The organism is Sphingobacterium litopenaei, from assembly GCF_014692495.1.
GTDB classification, from domain to species: domain Bacteria; phylum Bacteroidota; class Bacteroidia; order Sphingobacteriales; family Sphingobacteriaceae; genus Sphingobacterium; species Sphingobacterium litopenaei.
In genome coordinates, this window is record NZ_JACOIJ010000003.1 from 105,939 (window position 1) to 128,018 (window position 22,080).

At 37.5% G+C, this 22,080-nt stretch carries 17 protein-coding genes; 8 read left to right on the plus strand and 9 right to left on the minus strand.

The features are described from left to right. Nucleotides 1–47 precede the first annotated feature (47 nt). Nucleotides 48–461 (minus strand): OsmC family peroxiredoxin, encoded by a 414-nt coding sequence (locus H8B04_RS02665; protein ID WP_165289534.1) that lies wholly within the window; start codon nucleotides 459–461, stop codon nucleotides 48–50. A 285-nt stretch (nucleotides 462–746) separates the two neighbouring features. On the opposite strand from H8B04_RS02665, the gene H8B04_RS02670 reads away from it, so the two are divergent. Further along, nucleotides 747–2,264: a GH3 family domain-containing protein gene (locus H8B04_RS02670; RefSeq protein WP_165289532.1), complete on the plus strand. Its 1,518-nt coding sequence runs from the start codon at nucleotides 747–749 to the stop codon at nucleotides 2,262–2,264. A 22-nt stretch (nucleotides 2,265–2,286) separates the two neighbouring features. Here H8B04_RS02670 and H8B04_RS02675 read toward each other — a convergent pair whose 3' ends face one another. Together H8B04_RS02675 and H8B04_RS02680 are read right to left on the minus strand one after the other, a co-directional pair. Continuing rightward, on the minus strand, nucleotides 2,287–2,970 hold the full coding sequence (locus H8B04_RS02675) for a hypothetical protein (protein ID WP_190301351.1): 684 nt from the start codon (nucleotides 2,968–2,970) through the stop codon (nucleotides 2,287–2,289). Nucleotides 2,971–3,093: 123 nt separating this feature from the next. Next, entirely contained in the window at nucleotides 3,094–3,903 is an 810-nt protein-coding gene (locus tag H8B04_RS02680) for an alpha/beta hydrolase (protein ID WP_190301352.1), read from the minus strand. Between the two features lie 164 nt (nucleotides 3,904–4,067). Here H8B04_RS02680 and H8B04_RS02685 point away from each other — a divergent pair, with 164 nt between their 5' ends. The 5 genes from H8B04_RS02685 (at nucleotide 4,068) to H8B04_RS02705 (ending at nucleotide 7,841) form a co-directional block, all read left to right on the plus strand. Continuing rightward, nucleotides 4,068–4,628 (plus strand): type 1 glutamine amidotransferase domain-containing protein, encoded by a 561-nt coding sequence (locus H8B04_RS02685; protein WP_190301353.1) that lies wholly within the window; start codon nucleotides 4,068–4,070, stop codon nucleotides 4,626–4,628. 137 nt (nucleotides 4,629–4,765) lie between these two features. Beyond that, on the plus strand, nucleotides 4,766–5,242 hold the full coding sequence (locus H8B04_RS02690; protein WP_190301354.1) for an OsmC family protein: 477 nt from the start codon (nucleotides 4,766–4,768) through the stop codon (nucleotides 5,240–5,242). A 78-nt stretch (nucleotides 5,243–5,320) separates the two neighbouring features. Then, the gene (locus H8B04_RS02695; protein WP_190301355.1) at nucleotides 5,321–6,385 is read left to right on the plus strand and encodes an NADH:flavin oxidoreductase/NADH oxidase; all 1,065 of its coding nucleotides are present in this window, start codon (nucleotides 5,321–5,323) and stop codon (nucleotides 6,383–6,385) included. 116 nt (nucleotides 6,386–6,501) lie between these two features. Continuing rightward, nucleotides 6,502–7,527 (plus strand): threonine aldolase family protein, encoded by a 1,026-nt coding sequence (locus H8B04_RS02700; protein ID WP_190301356.1) that lies wholly within the window; start codon nucleotides 6,502–6,504, stop codon nucleotides 7,525–7,527. Nucleotides 7,528–7,583: 56 nt separating this feature from the next. Continuing rightward, the gene (locus H8B04_RS02705; protein ID WP_190301357.1) at nucleotides 7,584–7,841 is read left to right on the plus strand and encodes a hypothetical protein; all 258 of its coding nucleotides are present in this window, start codon (nucleotides 7,584–7,586) and stop codon (nucleotides 7,839–7,841) included. A gap of 86 nt (nucleotides 7,842–7,927) precedes the next feature. On the opposite strand, the gene H8B04_RS02710 is transcribed toward H8B04_RS02705, so the two are convergent. Then, nucleotides 7,928–10,429 carry a glutaminase family protein gene (locus tag H8B04_RS02710; RefSeq protein ID WP_190301358.1) on the minus strand — a complete coding sequence of 834 codons (2,502 nt, stop codon included), beginning with the start codon at nucleotides 10,427–10,429 and terminating at the stop codon, nucleotides 7,928–7,930. A gap of 316 nt (nucleotides 10,430–10,745) precedes the next feature. Here H8B04_RS02710 and H8B04_RS02715 point away from each other — a divergent pair, with 316 nt between their 5' ends. Then, the gene (locus tag H8B04_RS02715; RefSeq protein WP_165289519.1) at nucleotides 10,746–11,771 is read left to right on the plus strand and encodes a LacI family DNA-binding transcriptional regulator; all 1,026 of its coding nucleotides are present in this window, start codon (nucleotides 10,746–10,748) and stop codon (nucleotides 11,769–11,771) included. Nucleotides 11,772–11,892: 121 nt separating this feature from the next. Here H8B04_RS02715 and H8B04_RS02720 read toward each other — a convergent pair whose 3' ends face one another. The 4 genes from H8B04_RS02720 to H8B04_RS02735 form a co-directional block, all read right to left on the minus strand. Next, nucleotides 11,893–13,839 carry a RagB/SusD family nutrient uptake outer membrane protein gene (locus tag H8B04_RS02720; RefSeq protein WP_190301359.1) on the minus strand — a complete coding sequence of 649 codons (1,947 nt, stop codon included), beginning with the start codon at nucleotides 13,837–13,839 and terminating at the stop codon, nucleotides 11,893–11,895. 11 nt (nucleotides 13,840–13,850) lie between these two features. Next, nucleotides 13,851–16,928, minus strand: coding sequence for a SusC/RagA family TonB-linked outer membrane protein (locus H8B04_RS02725; RefSeq protein WP_190301360.1), 3,078 nt, complete (start codon nucleotides 16,926–16,928; stop codon nucleotides 13,851–13,853). Between the two features lie 960 nt (nucleotides 16,929–17,888). Continuing rightward, nucleotides 17,889–18,821 (minus strand): helix-turn-helix domain-containing protein, encoded by a 933-nt coding sequence (locus H8B04_RS02730; RefSeq protein WP_190301361.1) that lies wholly within the window; start codon nucleotides 18,819–18,821, stop codon nucleotides 17,889–17,891. 61 nt (nucleotides 18,822–18,882) lie between these two features. After that, nucleotides 18,883–19,656 (minus strand): SDR family NAD(P)-dependent oxidoreductase, encoded by a 774-nt coding sequence (locus H8B04_RS02735; RefSeq protein WP_190301362.1) that lies wholly within the window; start codon nucleotides 19,654–19,656, stop codon nucleotides 18,883–18,885. A gap of 402 nt (nucleotides 19,657–20,058) precedes the next feature. Here H8B04_RS02735 and H8B04_RS02740 point away from each other — a divergent pair, with 402 nt between their 5' ends. Further along, entirely contained in the window at nucleotides 20,059–21,645 is a 1,587-nt protein-coding gene (locus tag H8B04_RS02740) for an ABC-F family ATP-binding cassette domain-containing protein (RefSeq protein ID WP_190301363.1), read from the plus strand. A gap of 142 nt (nucleotides 21,646–21,787) precedes the next feature. Here the strand turns inward: H8B04_RS02740 and H8B04_RS02745 are convergent, their stop codons facing one another. Further along, nucleotides 21,788–21,985: a hypothetical protein gene (locus H8B04_RS02745; protein WP_165289509.1), complete on the minus strand. Its 198-nt coding sequence runs from the start codon at nucleotides 21,983–21,985 to the stop codon at nucleotides 21,788–21,790. Nucleotides 21,986–22,080 lie beyond the last annotated feature (95 nt).

Consider the following 22,080-nt stretch of genomic DNA (forward strand, 5'->3'; position numbering starts at 1 on the left):
TTAGCAACATACAACTGACCTTAGCTTGTATGTTGCTAATAGCATATTTAAACGAGCTGAGATTCCGAAGTTATCGGAATACTCAGGATTTTAGAGACAAAACAGTTTTGTTCTGCATTCTTAACAATACTGTCAAACTCTTCAGATTCTAAATTAGACACATCCCCTACTATAGATAGATGAACTGCCGTAATTCCTTTGTTATCCATAGAAACTGTTGCTTCCGTATCCAAAGAAGTTGGATTAAAACCTTTTTCGGTAAGAGCCAAACTGATTGCCATAGTAAAACATCCTGCATGCGCTGCCGCTAATAACTCTTCTGGATTGGTTCCTGCTTCTCCGCCATCGAAACGTGTTTTGAAGCTATAATTGGTTTGATTTAAAATTTCACTTGCGGTGGTCAGGTTTCCCTTTCCTTCTTTGAGTGTACCTGACCAATGTGCTTTTGCTGTTCTATTCATTTTAAATGTATTAAAAGTTTAAGAATTCCATTTTTAAAAGAACAGCATGACGGTTGTTTTGTTCAGTTAGTAAGAATCAACAAGATGAGAAAACCCAAGTTTTTACATTGGATGACTAAGAGACAATACGAAGCTTTGATTTGGTTCTTTGTCTTACCCTTGAGTATAATTCTATTGGGTAGGCTGATCATGCTTATTGTACTCTTGTTTTTTTAGCTTCTCAATAATGTTATAGAATTCAACCGAGCTCAGATTTGATTGTTCTACGGTAAAAACAAACTATTTATGGCAATCATTGGTGAGATTATAAAACGAGCAATTGGTGTTACTGGGATTATTAGTTCAGATCCAGAACCTATTAAAGCACAACAAGAAGTTTTAATTTCTTTGCTGCAAAAGGCAAAAAACACAGCTTTCGGCAGAAAATACAATTTTGAGAATATTCTTTTGGAAGCGGATCCCATCAAAGCATTCCAGGAGCAAGTTCCAATCTATGATTATGACAAGATTCACGAAGAATGGTGGCATTATCTACACGAAGGACATGAAAATATTACTTGGCCTGGTGGACAGCGATATTTTGCATTAAGTAGCGGAACGACAAGTAACAGCAAGGCTATTCCCGTGACTGATGATATGCTGGAATCAATTAAAAAATCTGGTATCCAGCAGATTCTCTCGCTGAAAAACTTTGATTTACCCGCAGATTTCTTCGAAAAAGATATTATGATGTTGGGAAGCAGCACCCAATTGCGTCAAAACAATGGATTTTTAGAAGGAGAGATCAGTGGTATTTCTGCCGCTAATATTCCGTTGTGGTTTAGAAAATTTTATAAGCCTGGACGGCAAATTGCGAACAGCAAAGAATGGGATGAACGTGTAAGCAAAATAGTTAGAGCCGCTAAAAATTGGGACATTGGCAGCATGACTGGAATTCCTTCTTGGTCAGAAATTCTACTGAAAGAAATTATAAAATTCAACAAAGTAGAAACGATTCATGATATTTGGCCGAATCTTCGTGTGTACACCACAGGTGGTGTTGCCTTTGGGCCTTATCGCAAAAGTTTTGAAAAACTCTTTGCACAACCTATGATTTACATCGATACTTATTTGGCTTCCGAAGGATATCTAGCTACTCAAAAAAGACCCGATACGAGTGGGATGGCACTCATCGTGGACAATGGTGTGTTCTTTGAGTTCGTTCCTTTCTCGGAAGACAACATGGATGATAATGGTTGTGTAAAACAGAATGCCCAGGTGCTTACTGTCGATCAAGTGGAAGAAGGTGTGGAATATGTCCTTTTGATCTCAACGGTATCGGGAGCTTGGCGTTATATGATTGGCGATACGGTCATGTTTACGGACAAAGAACGCGCAGAAATCATTATCAGCGGACGTACCAAGCATTTTCTAAATGTGGTGGGTGAACAGCTTTCTGTACATCAAATGAATAATGCTATCCAAAAGCTAGAAGAAAAATTCAACCTGCATATCAGTGAATTTACGGTGGCATCGATAAAAGACGGCGATAAGAATATTAATCGTTGGTACTTAGGAGCAGATCAAGTTCAAAATTCTGCTGAAATAAAAGAGTTTTTAGATCTAGAACTACAGGAAAACAATAAAAATTATAAGGTGGCTAGACATCAAGCGTTGGATGATGTGCAGGTCAACGTTATTCCTGTCACACACTTCTACAGTTGGAGTGAAAATTTCAAAAAATTAGGTGGGCAAACAAAAATTCCTCGCGTAATGAAAGAAGAAGACTTCGAGGAATTCGAAAATTATATTAAAACTCTATAATGAGCTACAAGCCGATATAGTGCTAGGAATTACTTTCGGTATTGATTTCTTCCACTATATCGGTTTCTTCTTTAATAAGCTCTTCTTGTTTCTCTGTGGAGTTTTTCTCTTCCAATTTAGCAACCAATTCCACTATATCATCGGGAGATAAATATAATCTTGCTATTTTGTCTTTGTATTTCTGAGGCAATTCGGCATGACTCAAAATGTAATCCTTGGTAGCCAGAATGTATGACCCCATTCCACGATTCACTGCAAAGGTATCTGCTACACGTTCCGCCTTGCGGATATATCGTTTGGAAAGCCAATATAATAAGCCAAATTTCGCTACTCTTAATGTAGTTCTTTGTTCATAGTCCATGATATGTCCCAGTTCATGACCTATCCATCCAATCAAGACTTCATCGGAAACCCGATGTATTGGTTGTATACTATGTCTCAATTTAAAGACAGGCTTAATCAGAATCTCGTAAGTTCTTTGATGTCGTGGACCAAGCAAAGTCTGGACTACAGGCCGTGCAGCCATAATAGAAGATTTCAACTTTCGGGTAAAGACAAATCGGATATTGGTATTTTTTAATTCTGGATAATGCGCTAAAGCCGTTAGAATTTGATTTTCCAGAATTTTAGGTATTCGCTTATTTCTCGATAAATGCTTAGGAGCTGAAAGTAATGTGTTGTTTGTAGTTGATTGTTGTATTCCCATTCTCAATCCTTTCTGTTTTAAGAATCTAACAATTGCTTACGAAAAATGTTCCTTTTTAAAGCTTGGAATAATAGTAAAAGCCGAATATTACTATTCGACTTTTAAATAAATTTTTTAAAATAACTACTTAGACCACTTATCTAGCACATTAATTAGTAGTGGATAGGCTGGATAATCCATGTTATGCCCATAACCTTCCAATTCATATAATTCCACATCTGTATTCCCATGTAATTTGAGCATTCTCAACAAGTAGGCATTCTCTTCATAACGTCCCATCATTTCCAAATCGCGACCACCTGTCAACAACAATAATCTGGGAATATCTTTTCTCACCCAATATAGCGGAGCTAGTTCGTCTATCGTAGGATGTAATTCTTCTAGACCTTTTTCCTTTCGCGCTGTAAAATGTGTAATAGTCTGCGCGCTAAACGATACCAAACCAAATAAATCTTTTGGATCTAAACCTCTTTTATTCAAATATTGTTGATTTAATCCCAGCATTAAAGTAAGATAAGCTCCTGCAGAATAACCTGCCACAACAACCTTCTTTTTACTTCCTCCCATTTGCTGTATATTATCAAAAGTCCATATGACCGCATCAGCAGCATCTTCAATAATATCCGCGACTTTAGCTTGAGGTGAAAAGCGATAGCCCACACCCACCACAGCAATATTTTTCTCTTTTAAATAATTCGGTATCTCTTTATTTCCACCAGTCAAGCCCCCCCCATGAAACCATATTACAGTAATGAAATCTTTTTTATTTTCTGGATAATACACATCTAATTTACACCGCTCTTTGCTGTAGCTATCAGTTTGTTTAGTATAACTAATGTTCGAAAGTGTTTTATACTTAGTTTCTTGAGCCTGGCTAAGGAAAGAGCAAGCTAAAAAGGCCAGTAAAATAGATAGAATTTTTAAATTTTGCATAGATAGAATTGTGAATATATGTTATAATCGATATAACTTAAAAATACAATTTATATTACTCAAATACAGGAATTTTCCTATAAACTTACGCTTGCATAACGAACTATTTACATTGTCTATTGTTCTATTTTAACAACAATCAAAAACATTATAAATAAAAAGTTATGGGAAAACTAGAAGGAAAACGAATTGCGATACTAACAGAAGATGGTTTTGAACAAATTGAGTTAACGAGTCCTAAAGAAGCTTTAGAAGAAGCTGGGGCACAAGTTGACATTATTTCACCAAAAGAAAATACCGTGCGTTCTAAAAAAGGTGATGATTGGGATCAAGATTATCCTGTAGATATCAATTTATCAGAAGCTCAAGTTACCAATTATGACGGTTTATTAATTCCAGGAGGTGTTATCAACCCTGACAAATTACGTGTCAATGATAAAGCTTTAAGCTTTGTACGTGAGTTTTTTTCAGCAGGCAAACCTGTAGCAGCTATTTGTCATGGTCCTCAAGTATTAATTGACGCTGAAGTAGTTGAAGGCAGAAAAATTACTTCTGTTGCCGCTATCAAAAAAGATCTAATCAATGCACAAGCCTTATGGGAAGATAGTGAAGTGGTAACTGATCAAGGTTTAGTTACAAGTAGAACACCTGATGATTTACCTGCTTTTAATAGAAAAATAGTCGAAGAATTTGCGGAAGGAAAACATGATGGTCAACATACCTAATGAGTAGTTGGAAACTTCATCCTAACGTCTTTCATTTTTTTAAATAGCTGGTTTTTCCTTGTGGAAGTCCAGCTATATTTTTTTGACATAAAATTTATCTATTCCTTACACTGCTAGAAGATTATTACTTTTAGGTTATGATTCATAAGCATACATTTAAAGCTACACTCTCTTGGGAAAAAATAGATTCTGCACTAGTAGATACTAAAAGTATTTATCGTAAATCGCATACCATTTCGATTGAAGGAAAAGAAGTACTTTCTGTATCTGCAGCAAAAGTTTTCAAAGGGGATCCTGAACTACATAATCCAGAAGACCTGCTGTTGAGCAGTTTGATGTCTTGCCATATGATGTCCTATCTTTATGTTTGTGCTAAAAATAATGTTGAAGTTTTGCAGTATAATGATCAAGCTCAAGCTATATTAGAAACTTACGCTGATGGTTCTGGAAAGATTGTTGAAGTACAAATAAATCCTCAAGTAATTATCCAAGATGCGTCACAGCTAGAACTAGCTTTATCTTTACATAAGGAAGCGAATAAACTATGTTTTATAGCGAATTCATGTAATTTTCCAGTCCTTCATGCACCCCATTGTAAAGTGAATGTAGAATAAAGTCATTTAGAGGTAAAGGAACTAGGAACACTTCTTGTCCTAATTTGTATTCCCTTAAATTCGTAAAAAAAGAAAACTATGAGTATTGTATTTAATCCTTTACAATTAGAAAAACATACTTTAAATAATAGATTGGTAGTCTCTCCGATGTGCCAATATAGTGCTGAAGATGGCTTTGCTAATCATTGGCATTTAGTTCATCTGGGACAGTTTGCTATTGGACAAGTGGGCACCATAATTCAAGAAGCTACTGCTGTTGTTCCTGAAGGTAGAATATCTTACGGTGATCTGGGCATTTGGAAAGATGAACATATACCCGCACTGAAGCAAATAGTGGATTTTGTACATGAACAGGGATCAGCTATTGGAGTCCAACTCGCTCATGCAGGGCGTAAAGCATCGACAGATAAGCCTTGGTTCTCGAGAAGCCAGTTTCCTCCTATTCATCCCAATGGATGGCAGACGGTTGCGCCATCTCCTATTCCATTTAATGAATCAGATGTTCCTCCAGTTGAATTATCTATTAGCGAGATAAAACAGCTCGTCGAAGCTTTTAAAGAAGCGGCAAAAAGAGCAGTAGAAGCTGGATATGATATTATAGAAATTCATGCGGCACACGGCTACTTAATCCATCAATTTCTGTCTCCATTGTCTAATCAGCGAACCGATGCATATGGGGGTTCTTTCGAAAATCGAATTCGTTTCCTAATCGAAATTATTGAAGCTATAAATTCGGTATTGGTGAATCAATCGCTTTGGCTGCGTATATCTGCCACAGACTGGGCTGAAGGAGGATGGGATATTGAAGAATCCGTACGTTTAGCGCATTTGGTTAAAAATTTAGGTGTCGAAGTAATGGATGTTTCAAGCGGCGGCTGTGTACGTCATCAGCAAATACCCGTGATGGAAAATTATCAAGTCCCTTTTGCTGAAAGAATCAAAAAGGAGACGGGTATAATCACAGGAGCGGTAGGATTAATTAAAAAAGCTACACAAGCCGAACTAATATTAGAAGAAGGAAAAGCGGATTTGATATTTATAGCGAGAGGATTTCTACAGAATCCGCATTTGACTAAGCAATTTGCTAAAGATTTAGGAGCAGATATCAAATGGCTACCGCAATATGAAAGAGCCAAAGAATAAAAGTAGAAAGCAGAATCATAAAATTCTGCTTTTTTTGTTCATTTTATCAAATAAATACCAGCTTTAAATAGAATGAAAATGTAAATTAGCGCTGACAACTCTACTTGAAAAGAAAAATGTATAGTTTTAAAAACGATTATGCCGAAGGAGCACATCCTAATATCCTACAGAAACTCATCGAAACGAATCTCATCCAACAAAATGGGTACGGTGAGGATGAATATTCTATTCAAGCGAAAGAGCTATTAAGGTCAAAACTTCTTAATCCCAAAGCGTCAATTTTCTTTCTTTCTGGCGGAACCCAGTCTAATCTTATTGTGATATCTTCTTTGTTGCGTGGTCACGAAGCCGTTATTAGCGCACAGACTGGTCATATTTTCGCCAATGAAACGGGTGCGATTGAGGCTACAGGGCATCGTGTTATTACTGTTGATACTGCAGATGGAAAACTCAGTCCAGATTCTATTACTACAGTATTGAATGGTTATACATTGCGTCCTCATGTTGTAAAACCTCGTATTGTATATATTTCTAATTCTACAGAAATAGGTACTATCTACCAAAAAGAAGAATTAGAAGAACTGTATACTTTTTGTCAACAACATAATCTCTTGCTTTATATGGATGGAGCACGCTTAGGTCATGCTCTTACTGCAGCCAATAATGACCTTACTTTAGCTGATATAGCATCTCATACGGATGTTTTTTATATCGGGGGTACTAAAAATGGAGCATTATTAGGGGAAGCAGTGGTTTTTAATAAACCACCACTAGCAGATGACTTTGATTATGTGTTAAAACAAAAAGGAGCACTCTTGGCAAAAGGCAGACTTCTAGGAATTCAATTTTTAGAATTATTTACAGACGATCTGTATTTCAAATTAGCTAAACATGCCAATTCCATGGCGCAGAAAATTGCTTCGGCTTTTTCTAAGAGAAGATTCTCCTTTCTTACTGAATCCACAACAAATCAGATTTTCCCTATACTTCCTTTAGCAGTAATTGAAAAATTCTCTAAGCGCTATGATTTTTACGTTTGGAAAAATATAGACGACAATAATTCCGCTATTCGAATTATCACTTCTTGGGCTACACCAGAAGATATTGTAGAGGAATTTATTAAAGAGATTGATGGATTATAATCAAGAATTATTATTTTTTTTACATAAACCCAAATTAAAACCTAAAAACACGAACGATGAGCAAAAACATTTATAAGGATTTGTCCAATGAAGATTTACTTAAGAAGAAAGCACAATTTAAAGGATTAAGTATTGCCTTTGGCATTGGGTTTATAGTGATTGCAGCTGTATTGATCTACATTTTAGTCAATAAGTCAACTACAAAAGTATCTTTTGCCACACTTTTACCTATGTTTACTCTACCTATAACTTTTCTTCCTGTTCTTATTAATATAAGTCTTTTGAACAAAGAACTGAAATCAAGAAATATCTAAGAAAAAATGAAAAGAGCTTGATATACATCAAGCTCTTTTACACAAACATTTACATTTATTATATATTTAAACAACCATTATAAATCTCACTTATTTTTCATTCGCTCAGCTAGCGTTTTCATAAAAAATCCGCCCACTACGCTCCTTGCTTTAAAATTTTCTCGCACACCAGTCTCACCGTTATAAAAATCATTTAGCGGAACCCTAGTAGGTCCATTCATTGCATGGAAATACACGCTATCAACTAATGCGTCAAACTGTTCTTTTTGTGGAGCGAATGCCGCTGTCCACATGATCCAATCATTCTTCGTAAAAGCACTTCTATTATCCAGTGGCACACCAAACTTCATTTGTTTGGTCAAATAATACTTCATCTCTTTGTCGTAAACTTCTTGTGGAAACAAATCCAAACTTAACACTTTATCCCACACCAAATTGTATTTCAAGCTCCAGGTATTTTTGTTGTCAAAAGTCAAAGCATAATGATCTCCAGCATTCGCCATTTTGACCCAATTCTGAACCATCTCTTTGGCTATAGCTTTATATTTTCGAGCCGTCTCTTTCTCTCCTAACGCTTCGGCCATCTGCGCATAACAGGCTATTCCAACGATGGCTTTCACTGATAAATTTACATTACGTGCAAGATGACCCGCAAAATCATCCGTACACAATTGTGTTTTCGGATCAAAACCTTCTTTTACCAGATAGTCTGTCCACATGGTCAACGTCTTCCAGTGCTTTTTGGCATAACTTAAATCGTTTTGCACTTTGCTGATTGCTGCTGTCAGAATGACCATATTACCAGATTCTTCTACAGGCATGGGTTCACCGTAAGTCTGTCCATTCGCTAAAGGATATGTTCCTAAATCATGTGCAGCCCAAGGATAAGGATATTGACCACTTTCCGTGAAATAAAAAATACCAGTGAGCATGCCTTTTAATAGTTCTGGATTATACAACAAGTACAAAGGTGCCGAAGGATAAGTCACATCCACGGTATTGATAAACCCACCGCTATTGTTTTCTTTGGACAACCATAGCAATTCATTGTCAGGACTTTTCACCAATGTATGTGCAGCAATACTTTGTCGATAAGACAGGACATTAAGGTGGGCATATTTTTCTCCACCAGCTTTCAAAGCTTCAACGTACATTTCTTTATCAAAAGCAGCACATCTGGCCATTACGGATTTGTACTCTTGTGCAGCTTTCTCCAATTGTGTATCGAACACTTCATTTCCCGCATTATTCCAATACGGTCTAAGATTTTGTTTAAAATATTGAATTGCCCAGATCTCATCATAACCCAACTTGATGAACTTGCTGGTTTCACTCTTTGTTACCTGATCAAAAGGTAACACTGTATTCAATGCTAACGTTTTTCCTTTTAATACCGAAGCACTCTTCGTATTTCCCTGACGGAAATCAGCTAAAGCCTCTGCACCTGAAGAAATATATTGTATAGCTTTATCCCTCTTTTGAGTAGCCACATAGAAATACCCCCAATCAATACGCATATCATCTGCAGCTTTTTGTAAGAAGGGCTGTTCTACTGTCCCTACCTTCAGTATATTCAAACTATTGGTAGTGTACTGCTTAGCTTCGACTTCTTGACTCGGCCTATATACCGCGATATTCGAGGAAGCAGACAAAAGAACTTTGGCTTTATGCGATTTGCTGTCATTAGATTTTAAACTATACGTAATATAGGAAATAGGTCTTGCTAACAAATTCAAATCGTCCATCAATAATGGCGATGTAAAGGTCACCTTCAAATCCACTGCCCCTGCCTTAAAATTATAAATTGTACTGGTAGCAGTTATTTGGACATTCTGTTGAATAGCTTCCTGCATGCTAGGACCTTTCTCTTTAGGTTTGTCCACCAATCCAAAATCCAGATATCTGCCTCCAGCCGTATTTTTTAAAGCAATAGCAATACTGTTATTTCCTTTTCTTAAATCCGCTTTATTTAACGGGATATAAGTAAAACTATTGGTCCAACCATTCTTCCGGTAAACAGACTTTCCATTTAAAAAGACTTCTACATTATCGTCATGATTCAGTTTCAGAAACAACTCATTAATACTATTTGGATTCTCCACAGTAAACATGCGACGTACCCATATTTGGTCCGAAGTCCATTTCGTTCTGTAGTCACCATTATCCCCTATAGGCGCAGTACCTTTCTTCCAATCTTTTGCATCATACGATAAATCTTTCCAATCTCCTTGAGGTGCACTCAGCGTATAATCTATTTCAAATTCTTTCTCTTCAGCCGTATGTAAAACGGAAGTATAATAAGCAGGCTCTTTGCCCATAAAACGGTATAACTGTCCGTCCACCTCTACGACTCCCAATAAAGAATGCTCTGCATCCGTCCAATGTTTTGTAACCGATCCGTTCAATTGGTCGGTCATAGACCAAATACTGAAGTTAGGATTGTGTGTAATAAGTGGATAAGCTGGCGCAATGCGCTCCTGTGCTTTTAATTGATGTACTTGAGAAAGCAAGAAACCTCCAAAAATAAGGTAGATGTAAAAGGTAGTTAGTGTAGGGATCTTCAAATGCGTCCAAGAATTCTTATTCATGCGGAAATGAAATTTTATTTAGTCTATAATTTGTTTGCTTTTATAAAATATACAGTAGGTTTATTATCCACTTGTATATTGAATTATCATAAAACAAAGAAATAAGGATTTTTTCAGATTAAGCCTCTTCTTTGTCTCTATCTTCAGTCAATTCTTATCATGTGCTACATAGAACTTCTTCACAATTTGGTAAGCATAGACTTTTCCTTTCAAATAGCAACTACTTTAAAAAAGTATAACTAATACTTTAAATAAATTGCAACCGATTGCAATATCAAATTGCATTTGTTATATTTATATATGAAACAACCTAAATATGGAAAACAAAGAGATAACCATATACGATATTGCTAAAGCACTTAATATCTCGCCTTCTACGGTGAGTAGAGGTTTAAGTAATCATCCTGCAATCAATACAAAGACTAAAAACAAAATTTTGAAAACTGCCCATGACATGGGCTACCAAACCAACAAATTCGCTAGTAATCTCCGTAAGAAAACAACCAACACGATTGGGGTAATTATCCCAAGATTAGATAGTCTTTTTATGTCTTCTGTAATCGCCGGTATCGAGAAAGTGGCTAATAATGCAGGCTATAATTTAATTATCAGCCAATCGTTGGAATCCGAAAAAAAAGAAAAAAACAACGCCTTGACGATGTATAATAGCCGTGTAGATGGATTAATTGTTTCCCTAAGTAACGGCACCCGAGATTACAGCCATTTTAAAAAATTTATAGATAAAGGAATTCCTTTACTGTTCTTTGATCGTATAGCCGAAGAACTTCCTTCTACCAAAGTTGTTATTGATAATTTCAGAGCAGGTTATACAGCGACACAACATCTTATTGAACAAGGTTGTAAAAAGATTTTCCATATCACCAATGACATGCACAGAAATGTTTATCGTGATCGTTTTGAGGGATATAAAAAGGCTTTAATAGATTATTCCATCGCTTTTAAGGAAGAACTATTTGTGATTAACGACATGACCGAAAGCGCTATTGTGAACTATATAGAAGATGAAATCGTAAAAAAACAGAATGTGCCTGATGGGATTTTTCTCACAAGCGATTCTTCAGCTGCGGTAGCCATAACCACCCTTCGCCATCATGGTTTTAGCATTCCACAAGATATTGCTGTGGTAGGATTTAACAATGATATTATCTCCAAAGTCACGGAGCCTCCTATTACCACTATCAATTATCCGGGTGTAGAAATGGGCGAAACAGTTGCGCGCATATTGCTTAATCATTTTACTGGAAATGGTAATCTTAATTTAACCAATACAGTAGTTTTAAACACAGACTTGATTGTAAGAAAATCAAGTTTGAAATCTTAACTTTTTTTGCACTTGCAAAAGCAAATGCCCTTTATCTTTTGGATAAAGGGCATTTTCATTCAGATACAGCTAGACAATAGGGTTAGTTTGGGCTGTATCTGTATTGATACTGTTAGCAGAATTAGTAACCAGGATTCTGATAACTCTTTTTCTCTTCGTCGGACATCAGCATAGATTCGATCTGTCCTTGTGGAATGGGACGAAGGTAATGATGTGGTAATATTGTACGATTAACTGTCACCGCATTATGATCACCTTTTGCGACCCCTGCGATTCTATATGATGAAGCTAATTCAGTCCATTTCTGCGTACGCACAAGGTCATACCAACGATACCCTTCCCCAAAATATTCACGTGAACGTTCGGCTAAGATATAGTTGATCGTAATAGTAGCAGGAGTCTGACTCACCAAAGTAGCACTATTATCTTCTACTTTTGCTGCATTGCCACTATTGCTCCATTTCCATTTACCTGCTCTTGCCCGTATCACATTGATAAGGTCTCTCGCCGATTTGCCTGCTTGCACATTTGCACCTTTTACTGCAGCTTCAGCGGCTACAAAATACAATTCAGAGAATTTAGCAATATTATATGGTCTTGTACTGGCTGCATTCGGCTGACCTAGACCTGTTCCATTGTCCGTACGGTAAGGACCCAACTTCCAAAGGCCTGGATAAACTATTCTACTTATACCTTGAGGACCCACTACGTAATCTGCTCTTCCAGGAAGTGTACCCGCGCCTATATTGCTACTTCCAGCTCCACTTGGATAAGTAATTGCTGTAGCAGGCTCTTCATTTAAGAAAGATAATATGGGAGCGCCAGGGGTTACAGGAAGATTGTTGGCATTATACAAAGTCGCATTATTAACCCCTCCTTTTGGCCAATTGCCGCGATATACGGTTACGAAAGTACCATCATATCGGGAATCATTTGTTTTATCGGCAAATGTATTGGTAATAGCGCCAATTGTCGGTGCCATACGCGTCCAAGGTCTTCCCAAATGTTGCGCTGCTTCACGCTGAACCGAACTTACAGGACCTGAACCATCAGGATTCGTTCCGCTTCGGATATCCGTATAGTTCCAAGTCATCATCCAACCCGCAAAGTTATCTGGAGCACCACCATTGGCATAGGTCAAGCTACTACCATTGTAAAATTCGCTACTTTCTGTATGGTCAGCATACAACAATATCTCGTTGTTGCGGTCATTAGGACCAAGATTCACATCATAAAATGTAGGCTGTAAACCAAAAGGACCTGGGTTGTCAATAGCTTGTACCGCGATATCATAAGCTTTTTGGTAATACCATTGTGCATTATGTCCATCCGGATCAACACGATCAGCTTGTGGATAAGTAGGAATATTATTCGGGTTCTCTAGCCACCAAGCATAAGTGAGATAAGCTTTTGCTAAATACAAGCGCGCTAAGGTTTGTGTCGCTCCACCTGTGACACGTGGCGTCACGGGCAAATCATTTATCGCTTGCACTAAATCAGGGAAAATACCTTGCGTATACACTTCAGGCACGGTATTACGTACCGAAGTTCTTACTGGACTGGTATTAAATTTCAATACACCTGCTCCCAAATCCAAAGGCACCCCACCGAACGTTTGCACCAACTTGAAATAGTCAAATGCTCTAAAAAATCGAGCTTCTGCTATTAATGCATCCGATACTCCCACATCACTGGCATTCTCAATAATACCACTTGCTGTATTGATATTAGAGAAAGCTGTTCCCCACAATACATCCGCTCTACTGGTTGACGGCGTGATCTCACCTACACCCGACAAATCCATGTCCTTGAAGTTTCCGTCAGCACTTTGTCCCCAAGTCACCTCATCCGTACCCGTTAGTGTGGTATTGTAGAAATACGCCTGACCATAAATATATCTCAAGTGTGCATACATCGAAGTCAAACCGCCATGTACCCCCTTTTCGGTCTTAAAGAATCCCGGCTCGTAAATACTACGCGGCTGTTCATCCAAAATATGTGTACAACTTGCTGCACTAAGCATCAATAATGCTGCACCTAATATTGTTTTTGTACGTATATATTTCATTTCGTTATCTTTTAGAATGTTAAATTAATACCCAGTATATAGCTGCGCGTAGCTGGAGCATTCGTACCAATTGTTAATAATCTTCTCAAATTTTGTGAATACGCTACAGCCGCATTCTCATTACCATAAGAATTCGTTTCAGGATCCATACCTGATTCATCCTTATACGGAGAGAATAGCACAAATGGATTCTGCGCAGTGAAATACATTCTCAATCTATTTACACCCATATCTTTTATCCACTGATTATTATCCAGATTATATCCCAATGAGATCGTCCGGATTTTTAAATAAGAGGCATCAAAATAACCGAGTGTACTACCATATTTTGGATTGTCACCACTCATGATGCCCCCTGGTTTAGGATATTTAGCGTCAGTATTTTCTGGCGTCCAATAATCAACCTGTACGTTGTTACGACGGCCACTCATCATATTCAAATAACCCGAAGAAGAATACAAGGTACTAATTAGCGTACCTCCGCTCTTGAAGGCTGCCACTGTCGACAAATCAAAACCTTTGTAAGCCACACGCGTATTGAATCCGCCTTGGAATTTTGGTTCAATGCTCATGATCTGTCTATCATCCGCTCCAATAGCACGTGCTGGTGTACCATCCGCATTGTAATCACCTGTATATTTAACTTTAATCATACCCACATTACCTCCTGGTTCTAAAACACTTAAATGCGGATCACCCTCTTGCCAAAGCCCAATTTTTTGATAGTCATAGATGACATCAATAGGATGTCCTACAAACCACCAGTTACCTTCGTCACGTGTAGCACCCGAAGCCAAGGCTACTAATTTATTTCTATTGCCATAAAGATTTAATCCAGCTTCCCACGTCCAGCCATTCTTATTATCCAGAATGACACCATTTAGTGACAACTCAATACCTTTATTCTGTGTCTGCCCTACATTCGCCGTATAACTGCTTACACCTGAAGTAGCTGGTAAGCCTACACCCAACAGCAAATCTTTCGTCTGTGTCGAATAATACTCGATTGTACCTGATAGACGGCTGTTAAATAATCCGAAATCCAAACCATAATTAACAGTCTCTGAGTATTCCCATCCCAAAGAAGGATTAGGCAATTCCGTCACATAATATCCCGTAGAATATTCATCTCCAAAATTGTAAGGACGAGTACTCAATCTTCCCAACGTAGCATATGGTGCTACCGACTGATTCGAAGTTTGACCATAGCCCACACGCACCTTCAGCATATTTACCCAGTCCGTATCTTTCATGAAAGACTCATTGCCGATATTCCAACCTGCAGATACCGCTGGATAGGTATGCCATTGATGACCTTTCGCTAAGCGCGAAGAACCATCCGAACGTAAGGTAGCAGACAACATATAACGGTTATCGTACGAGTACATGACCCTACCCATCACCGACATCAAGCCGCTGACACGGTAGTTTTGTTCATTTGGATTTACTGTAATCTCTCCCGCTGCCTGACCTAGATTATAGAACTGAAATGCATCAGCTGGAATATCACGTGCATTCACACGAGAATCATTAAAACGGTTTTCTGAAGCCGAATAAAGAGCTACCACATTAAAGTTGTGCTTCTCCGCAAATACACGGTCGTAAGTAAGGATATTTTCAATAGCCCAATCTGTAGTCATTCCATTGCCTATAGAAGCCGTAGAAACTGTCTCGGGATTGGTACTGTTAATACCACTCGCTGTATAACTTCCGCTATTATTTTGACGGTAATTCAAACCCAAATTCGCACGGTATTTAAGCCCCTCAATTCCTGGGATACTTAGCTCCCCATATAAAGTATTGTATGTACCATAAGCTCTATTTTGACTTAACCAAAGGTCTTTTAAATCATTAACTACATCTCTAGAATATGACCAAGGCTCATCCAGAGGCATTCTAATCGTTCTTTTCCAAGTACCATCCTCATTGTATGGATTTGCTAATGGAGACATACTCAATATGCCATATACGCCCACATTACCACCTTGGTTGATGCTAAAATTATTATTCGTCGTAAAACCTACACGAACATACTGTCCAATGCTTTGATCTAAACTTCCGCGAATAGCATATCGTTTGAATTCTTGTGTAGGGATAACACCTTTATCGTTTAAATATCCAGCATTGAAAGAATATACACCGCCTTGTGTACTTCCATTGACACCTACATCATGGCTATTCATTAAGCCCTTCGTATACAATAGATCTTGCCAATCTGTATCCGTATCATCCGACTCATCCAATGAATTCGAATATTGACCAGCCGCTTTACGCAATGCCGCGAACTCTGGACCATTCATCATCGGATACCGCGCAAACAAATCGCGCACCCCAGCGAAACCATTGTAATTGAAACGTGCCTGTTGTCCCGCACTGCCTTTGTCCGTAGTCACTAAGATGACTCCGTTAGCACCTCTTGAACCATAAATTGCTGTAGCCGAAGCATCTTTTAGAACATCTATACTTTTGATATCATTTGGATTGATATCAGCTAAAGAGCCTGGAAATGGAATTCCATCCAACACAATTAACGGATCATTACTTGCCGACAGCGAGCGAGAACCTCTAATTCTTATCTGCATGACAGCACCTGGTTGAGAAGAAGTTTGTGTCAACTCCACCCCAGGAAGACGACCTTGCAAAGCCTGTGAAATATTCGCCGAAGGCACTTCACGCAAGGCATCACCACGAATAGAGGAAACCGACCCCGTCACGGCCTCTGCACGTTGTGTACCATAACCTACCACGACTACATCTTCCAACGAAGTCGTCTCAGATAATAAAGTCACGGTGATGCTATTTTGATTTTCTCCTACGGCCACATCTTGACTGATAAATCCAATGTAAGAAACCGTAAGCGTAGATCTTCCCGATGGAAGATTAATAGAAAAAGAGCCATCAGCACCACTTGACGTACTGGTAGCTTGATTTTTTACCTGAATGCTCGCATTCGATAATGGTGTACCGTCTTCACTAACCACTTTACCACGCAAGACCCGCTGCGCCAAAAGAAGATTAGGAATGAACATCACCAGAAAAAGGAATAAGGATATCCTTAATACATAATGGTTTTGTTTTGTTTTTTTCATAAGGTAGAGTTTAAAATTGTTATCAGCCCCTGTCATAATGAATAGCACAACACTATCAAGAGATAATAGTTAAGCCAAATAAAATGAACAGAAACACTGTTTATTATGTATAAATGTTTTCTAGATAGACAAAAATCTAATTGGTTAAATCTTTTAATACGCAATAATCTTTTACCCCTATTATGAGGAATAAAAACAGTTACGCAATAAAGTAATAATTCAATACTTATAATTGCAACCGATTGCATTAATTAATAATAAAAATAGAAGTTGATAATGACTTTATAACAATTTGATTACAAATATTTACGTAATCGATTGCAAGGGAATGGTTAATGGAGAATGGTTAATTGTTAATGATTGATGAATAATTGTTAATAGTTAATGGATAATTAATCTTCTACTCTCCTGCAACCCAAGCACCGTCATATTGAACGCAGTGAAATATCTTAAAAAGTAAAAAGAACAAATCATTCACTCTTGCTAATAACTTCTTTTTATCACCGTCATATTGAGCGCAGTGAAATATCTATTAACTCGTTGTACTCTCGCTCGAGCCGCGAGGGGCTCGTCCTTTTGTCTTGTCAAAAGGACGCAAACCGAAAGCTAATAGCCGAGCTCAGTGGAGCTAAAACTCGTCGCTTAAAACTTTTGCAACAAAGTTTCTTCCTTCCTACATTTTCGCAAAAGTTTGTTAGGCGACATTTGGATAAATTGTATGTATTATACAATTTTTTAAACTCATTGATTTATATATTTGAATACAAACATCATCCTTACAAATATGAAAATATCGCCTTAGCAGATCGGCAATAGCAGGAAAAGTTAGCCTTTGTACCGATACGGTACAGCGATGAGTTTATCTTCGATGAGCTCCACTATGTTACGGTTTGGATAATCAACAATTGAAAATTAATAATTAACCATTAATAATTAACAATTGATAATTAAAAATCGGCATTATTTCGAATGATAATCAAAAGCAGCTCTAAACTCCAATGGTGTTTGCTGCGTTTTACGTTTGAATAGCTTATTAAAAGATTGAGAATGTTCAAATCCCAATTCATAGGCTATTTCACTTACTGTAGAATGTGTCGTGGAAAGCTTTTCTTTCGCCTTTTCAATTAATTTCTGATGAATATATTGCTGGGTATTTTGATTCATTAACGAGCGGAGCACATCACTGAGGTATCCAGCAGAAATATTCAATTTTTCGGAGACAAACTGTACCGAAGGTATACCTTCACGCAATGGCTTATCACCATTAAAATAATCATCCAAAAGAGCTTCCAGATTTTGAAGCACATCCTTATTTGCCGCCTTTCGCGTGATAAACTGGCGCTGATAAAATCGATTGACATAACTAAGCAATAGTTCTATTTGCGCGATAATAACCTCTTGACTAAACACATCTACTCTATTATTTATTTCCTTATCCATAATGTGATAAATAGAGAGAATAGTCTCCTTTTCCGAATCCGACAAGTGCAAAGCCTCATTAAAAGAATAAGAGAAATACGTGTACTGTTTAATCTTTTGTGCCAAAGGATAGCCCATCAGAAAATCAGGATGTATAAGCAAAATATAAGCGTGCGTTTCACTATTGTATTCTGTCCCCCCTACCAATTGGTTCGGTGCTAAAAACATCATGCTCCCTTCATTGAAATCATAATAGTTTTGTCCATACCTTAACTTTCCACTATTCTTTGTGATAAAAGTAATTTTATAAAAATTAAGTATATCATAGACAGGAGCCATTTCAGGTTTGAAAGTATACTCATCATTAAAATGAACCAAACTTATCAAGGGATGATTGGGCTTTGGTAGACCAAAAGCTTTATGGCTTTCTGATATGGAACGAAAGCGGATAAGATGTTCTTTTTTGTTTTTCATAGTAAAAAATACAAAAACCTATGGAAAGATATAGACCATAGGTTTTAAAATGATTGTAAGATTACCAAGGAATTACATTCTGTCTCTGTGAAAAGTCGCCTGGCCCTGTAAATATTCCAGAAGGCAAATCTTCAGACAATGCTACACGAATAGGTTCACGGGAGCCTTCCTCCACTGTATCTGTCCCTTGAAAATTGTTAAGTGCCGTAGCCGTAAAACCTGGACTTACCATGTTCACCTTAATATTTGTCTGCTCCAGCTCTATGGCCAAAGACAAAAACACCGCATTTAGTGCTGCTTTAGAAGCACCATAAACCACATCAAAATGTGCACGATAAGGATGTGTGACATCCGCATTTAAGGTCATTGATCCCAGCGCACTCGATACGACCACTATCCGTGCATTATCTGCACTTCTTAATAACGGCAAAAAGCGTTGTGTCACAGCCAGCGTACTAAAAACATTGGTATTCCATACCGCTTTCATTTCCTCTATAGAAGCATTGCTGGCGCGTTGTGAATTTAGAATTTCCTCCATCGACTGTCCATTCTTGCCTATATTCGAAATACCTGCATTATTAACCAATAAAGACAAATATCCCTGCTCCTTTTGTATTTGAGCTACTGCAGCTTCAACAGACAAGCTATCCGTTATATCCAATTGCAATGCTCTTGCATTTCTACCGATTTCCAATGCCGCTTTTTCGCCTTTCGCACTATCCCGCGAACCTATGTACACGACATAATTATTCTCCGCCAAAGCTTTAGCTATTTGAAAACCAATCCCAGTATTAGCACCCGTCACAAGGGCCACTTTTGTTTCTTTTGTACCCATAATTTTATAGTATTTAAAAGTAATACAACAAAATTCCTTATTAAAACAACAATCACTGTAGCCATATTCTGCCATTGTGTATCCAAATCGAGGAAGGGATAAAATAATTGCCAATGGAAAATTGAACATGGACAATTGAGAATTAGAAATTCCGTACGTTGATTCGGTAGGACTATATATTACAACCTCATCACAAGCCTCCACTTCAAGAATTGTAATTCGTATCTCGTTATTCGTAATTCAAAATTCCTATTATTTACAGTTCATATTATTTTTTTATCTTTGAAACCAAAGACCATAATATATACAGTATGTAATACCTTATTTCTTTTCGCTAAACAAATACCGACATCCGTATTTCTGATACGATGTGCGCATGGTTTAATTTTAAAAGAAGGAATTATGGTCACTCTACAATACATTTCATATACACCATTTGGTGGCACCACACTTTTTGACAACATTCACTTTTCCCTTAATAAGGGTGAAAAGGTAGCGCTATTGGGTAACAACGGTGTAGGAAAATCTACATTGCTTAAAATTATAGCGAATCAACTCGAGCCTACCTCTGGGGAACGTTATATCGAAGGAAATCTATATTATATCCCTCAAATATATGGGCAATTTAATGATTGGACTATTGCGCAAGCCTTAGAAGTAGATAAAAAAATCACAGCCCTATCGGAAATTCTAAAGGGGACTACAGACGAAAAATATTACAACTGGCTGGACAACGATTGGAACATCGAGGAACGCTGCAACGAAGCTTTAGCATATTGGGGTTTACAATATCTAAACCTTAATACAAGATTAGGCGAGTTAAGTGGAGGAGAAAAAACCAAAGTCTTTTTAGCAGGTATCCTTATCCATTCTCCTCAGATCATTCTATTGGATGAACCTAGTAATCATCTTGATGGATATAGCCGAGAACTCCTTTATAATTTTATTCAAACGACAAATTCCAGTCTGCTGGTCGTGAGTCACGATAGAAAACTCCTTAATCTATTGCCCAACATTTGCGAACTAACATCGAGTGGCCTAGAAGTCTATGGAGGTAATTATGATTTTTACAAGGAACAGAAACATATAGGCCTTAATGCGCTGCAGAAAGATATTCAGCATAAACAAAAAGAGTTGCGTAAAGCTAAATTGAAGGAAAAGGAAACCTTACAAAGGCAACAGAAGCTCGATACCAGAGGAAAAGAAAAAATGCAAAAATCTGGCGTTGCTCGCATTATGATGAATACCCTGCGCAACAAAGCAGAGAATAGCACTTCCAAATTAAAGGGTATACATGCCGAAAGAATTGATGGAATATCCCAGAAGCTTCATGAGCTGCAATCCGTATTTCCACTCCAGGATAGAATTAAGCTTGGCTTTGATGTTTCCGAACTGCATAAGGGTAAGATTCTATTTTCAGCTACTGAAATTAACTTCCGCTATCAAGATAAGCCACTGTGGAAAGAAAGTCTTTCTTTTCAAATTGTAAGTGGAGAACGAATTGCCATAAAAGGAAAAAACGGCTCAGGCAAAACTACCTTAATAAACTTACTCTTGGTGAATCTAAAGCCATTCACAGGACAACTTCAGCGAGCAGATACTACCTCTCTGTATATAGATCAAGATTATTCCTTGTTAAAGAATAACCTCACTGTATTTCAACAGGCACAGGCCTATAACAGTTCTGCGCTTCAAGAACACGAAATAAAATCGCGTCTTTCCAGATTTTTATTTTCAAAAGAAAAATGGGATACAAATACCGAATTACTGAGTGGAGGTGAAAAAATGAGACTTTTGCTATGCTGTCTTTCTATTCGTACGGTAGCACCAGATATAATTATCTTGGATGAACCAACGAATAACCTAGATATTCAAAATTTAGATATTCTTAGTTCTGCGCTCAAACATTACAATGGAACATTACTAGTCATTAGTCATGATGAAACCTTCCTACAAACTATACATGTAAATCGCATCATTTCGCTATAGAATCATCCAACCTTTAAACTAAAATAAAGAGATTGCTATTATGCAATCTCTTTAGACTTTGTCAATTATACCTTGCTGTACCGCCCAGATCAATGCTACAGTCAGCAACAACCCCAAAAGATTATACATCCAATCTGGAAGCTTAAAGGGCTGCGGGTTGTAGTTGTTGTAGCTCATCGTCTGACCAATCCAATAAATCCTTTAATACATACACCGGGCTATCCTTCTCATCCAGCTGCTGGATATAATCTATGATCTCCCCATCTACTTTTATAGCAATTCCTTCTTTCAGCACATGAAAGTCGCTATTAATTAATTCTTGAATTTCTTCTCTTGTCATAATTCCACTTCTATAATTGTTGTGATTTATGCAGAGAACAAGGAGACTGTGATTTTGGTTTAATACCTAGTAAAAATAAAAGCCTTCCACAAAGG

Bases quoted from the DNA above. Each gene is read 5' to 3' on its own strand.
- H8B04_RS02745 (WP_165289509.1), bottom strand. From the start codon at position 21,985: ATGACAAGAGAAGAAATTCAAGAATTAATTAATAGCGACTTTCATGTG.
- H8B04_RS02690 (WP_190301354.1), top strand. From the start codon at position 4,766: ATGATTCATAAGCATACATTTAAAGCTACACTCTCTTGGGAAAAAATA.
- H8B04_RS02725 (WP_190301360.1), bottom strand. From the start codon at position 16,928: ATGAAAAAAACAAAACAAAACCATTATGTATTAAGGATATCCTTATTC.
- H8B04_RS02730 (WP_190301361.1), bottom strand. From the start codon at position 18,821: ATGAAAAACAAAAAAGAACATCTTATCCGCTTTCGTTCCATATCAGAA.
- H8B04_RS02735 (WP_190301362.1), bottom strand. From the start codon at position 19,656: ATGGGTACAAAAGAAACAAAAGTGGCCCTTGTGACGGGTGCTAATACT.
- H8B04_RS02665 (WP_165289534.1), bottom strand. From the start codon at position 461: ATGAATAGAACAGCAAAAGCACATTGGTCAGGTACACTCAAAGAAGGA.
- H8B04_RS02695 (WP_190301355.1), top strand. From the start codon at position 5,321: ATGAGTATTGTATTTAATCCTTTACAATTAGAAAAACATACTTTAAAT.
- H8B04_RS02720 (WP_190301359.1), bottom strand. From the start codon at position 13,839: ATGAAATATATACGTACAAAAACAATATTAGGTGCAGCATTATTGATG.
- H8B04_RS02740 (WP_190301363.1), top strand. From the start codon at position 20,059: ATGGTCACTCTACAATACATTTCATATACACCATTTGGTGGCACCACA.
- H8B04_RS02680 (WP_190301352.1), bottom strand. From the start codon at position 3,903: ATGCAAAATTTAAAAATTCTATCTATTTTACTGGCCTTTTTAGCTTGC.
- H8B04_RS02715 (WP_165289519.1), top strand. From the start codon at position 10,746: ATGGAAAACAAAGAGATAACCATATACGATATTGCTAAAGCACTTAAT.
- H8B04_RS02710 (WP_190301358.1), bottom strand. From the start codon at position 10,429: ATGAATAAGAATTCTTGGACGCATTTGAAGATCCCTACACTAACTACC.
- H8B04_RS02705 (WP_190301357.1), top strand. From the start codon at position 7,584: ATGAGCAAAAACATTTATAAGGATTTGTCCAATGAAGATTTACTTAAG.
- H8B04_RS02685 (WP_190301353.1), top strand. From the start codon at position 4,068: ATGGGAAAACTAGAAGGAAAACGAATTGCGATACTAACAGAAGATGGT.
- H8B04_RS02700 (WP_190301356.1), top strand. From the start codon at position 6,502: ATGTATAGTTTTAAAAACGATTATGCCGAAGGAGCACATCCTAATATC.
- H8B04_RS02670 (WP_165289532.1), top strand. From the start codon at position 747: ATGGCAATCATTGGTGAGATTATAAAACGAGCAATTGGTGTTACTGGG.
- H8B04_RS02675 (WP_190301351.1), bottom strand. From the start codon at position 2,970: ATGGGAATACAACAATCAACTACAAACAACACATTACTTTCAGCTCCT.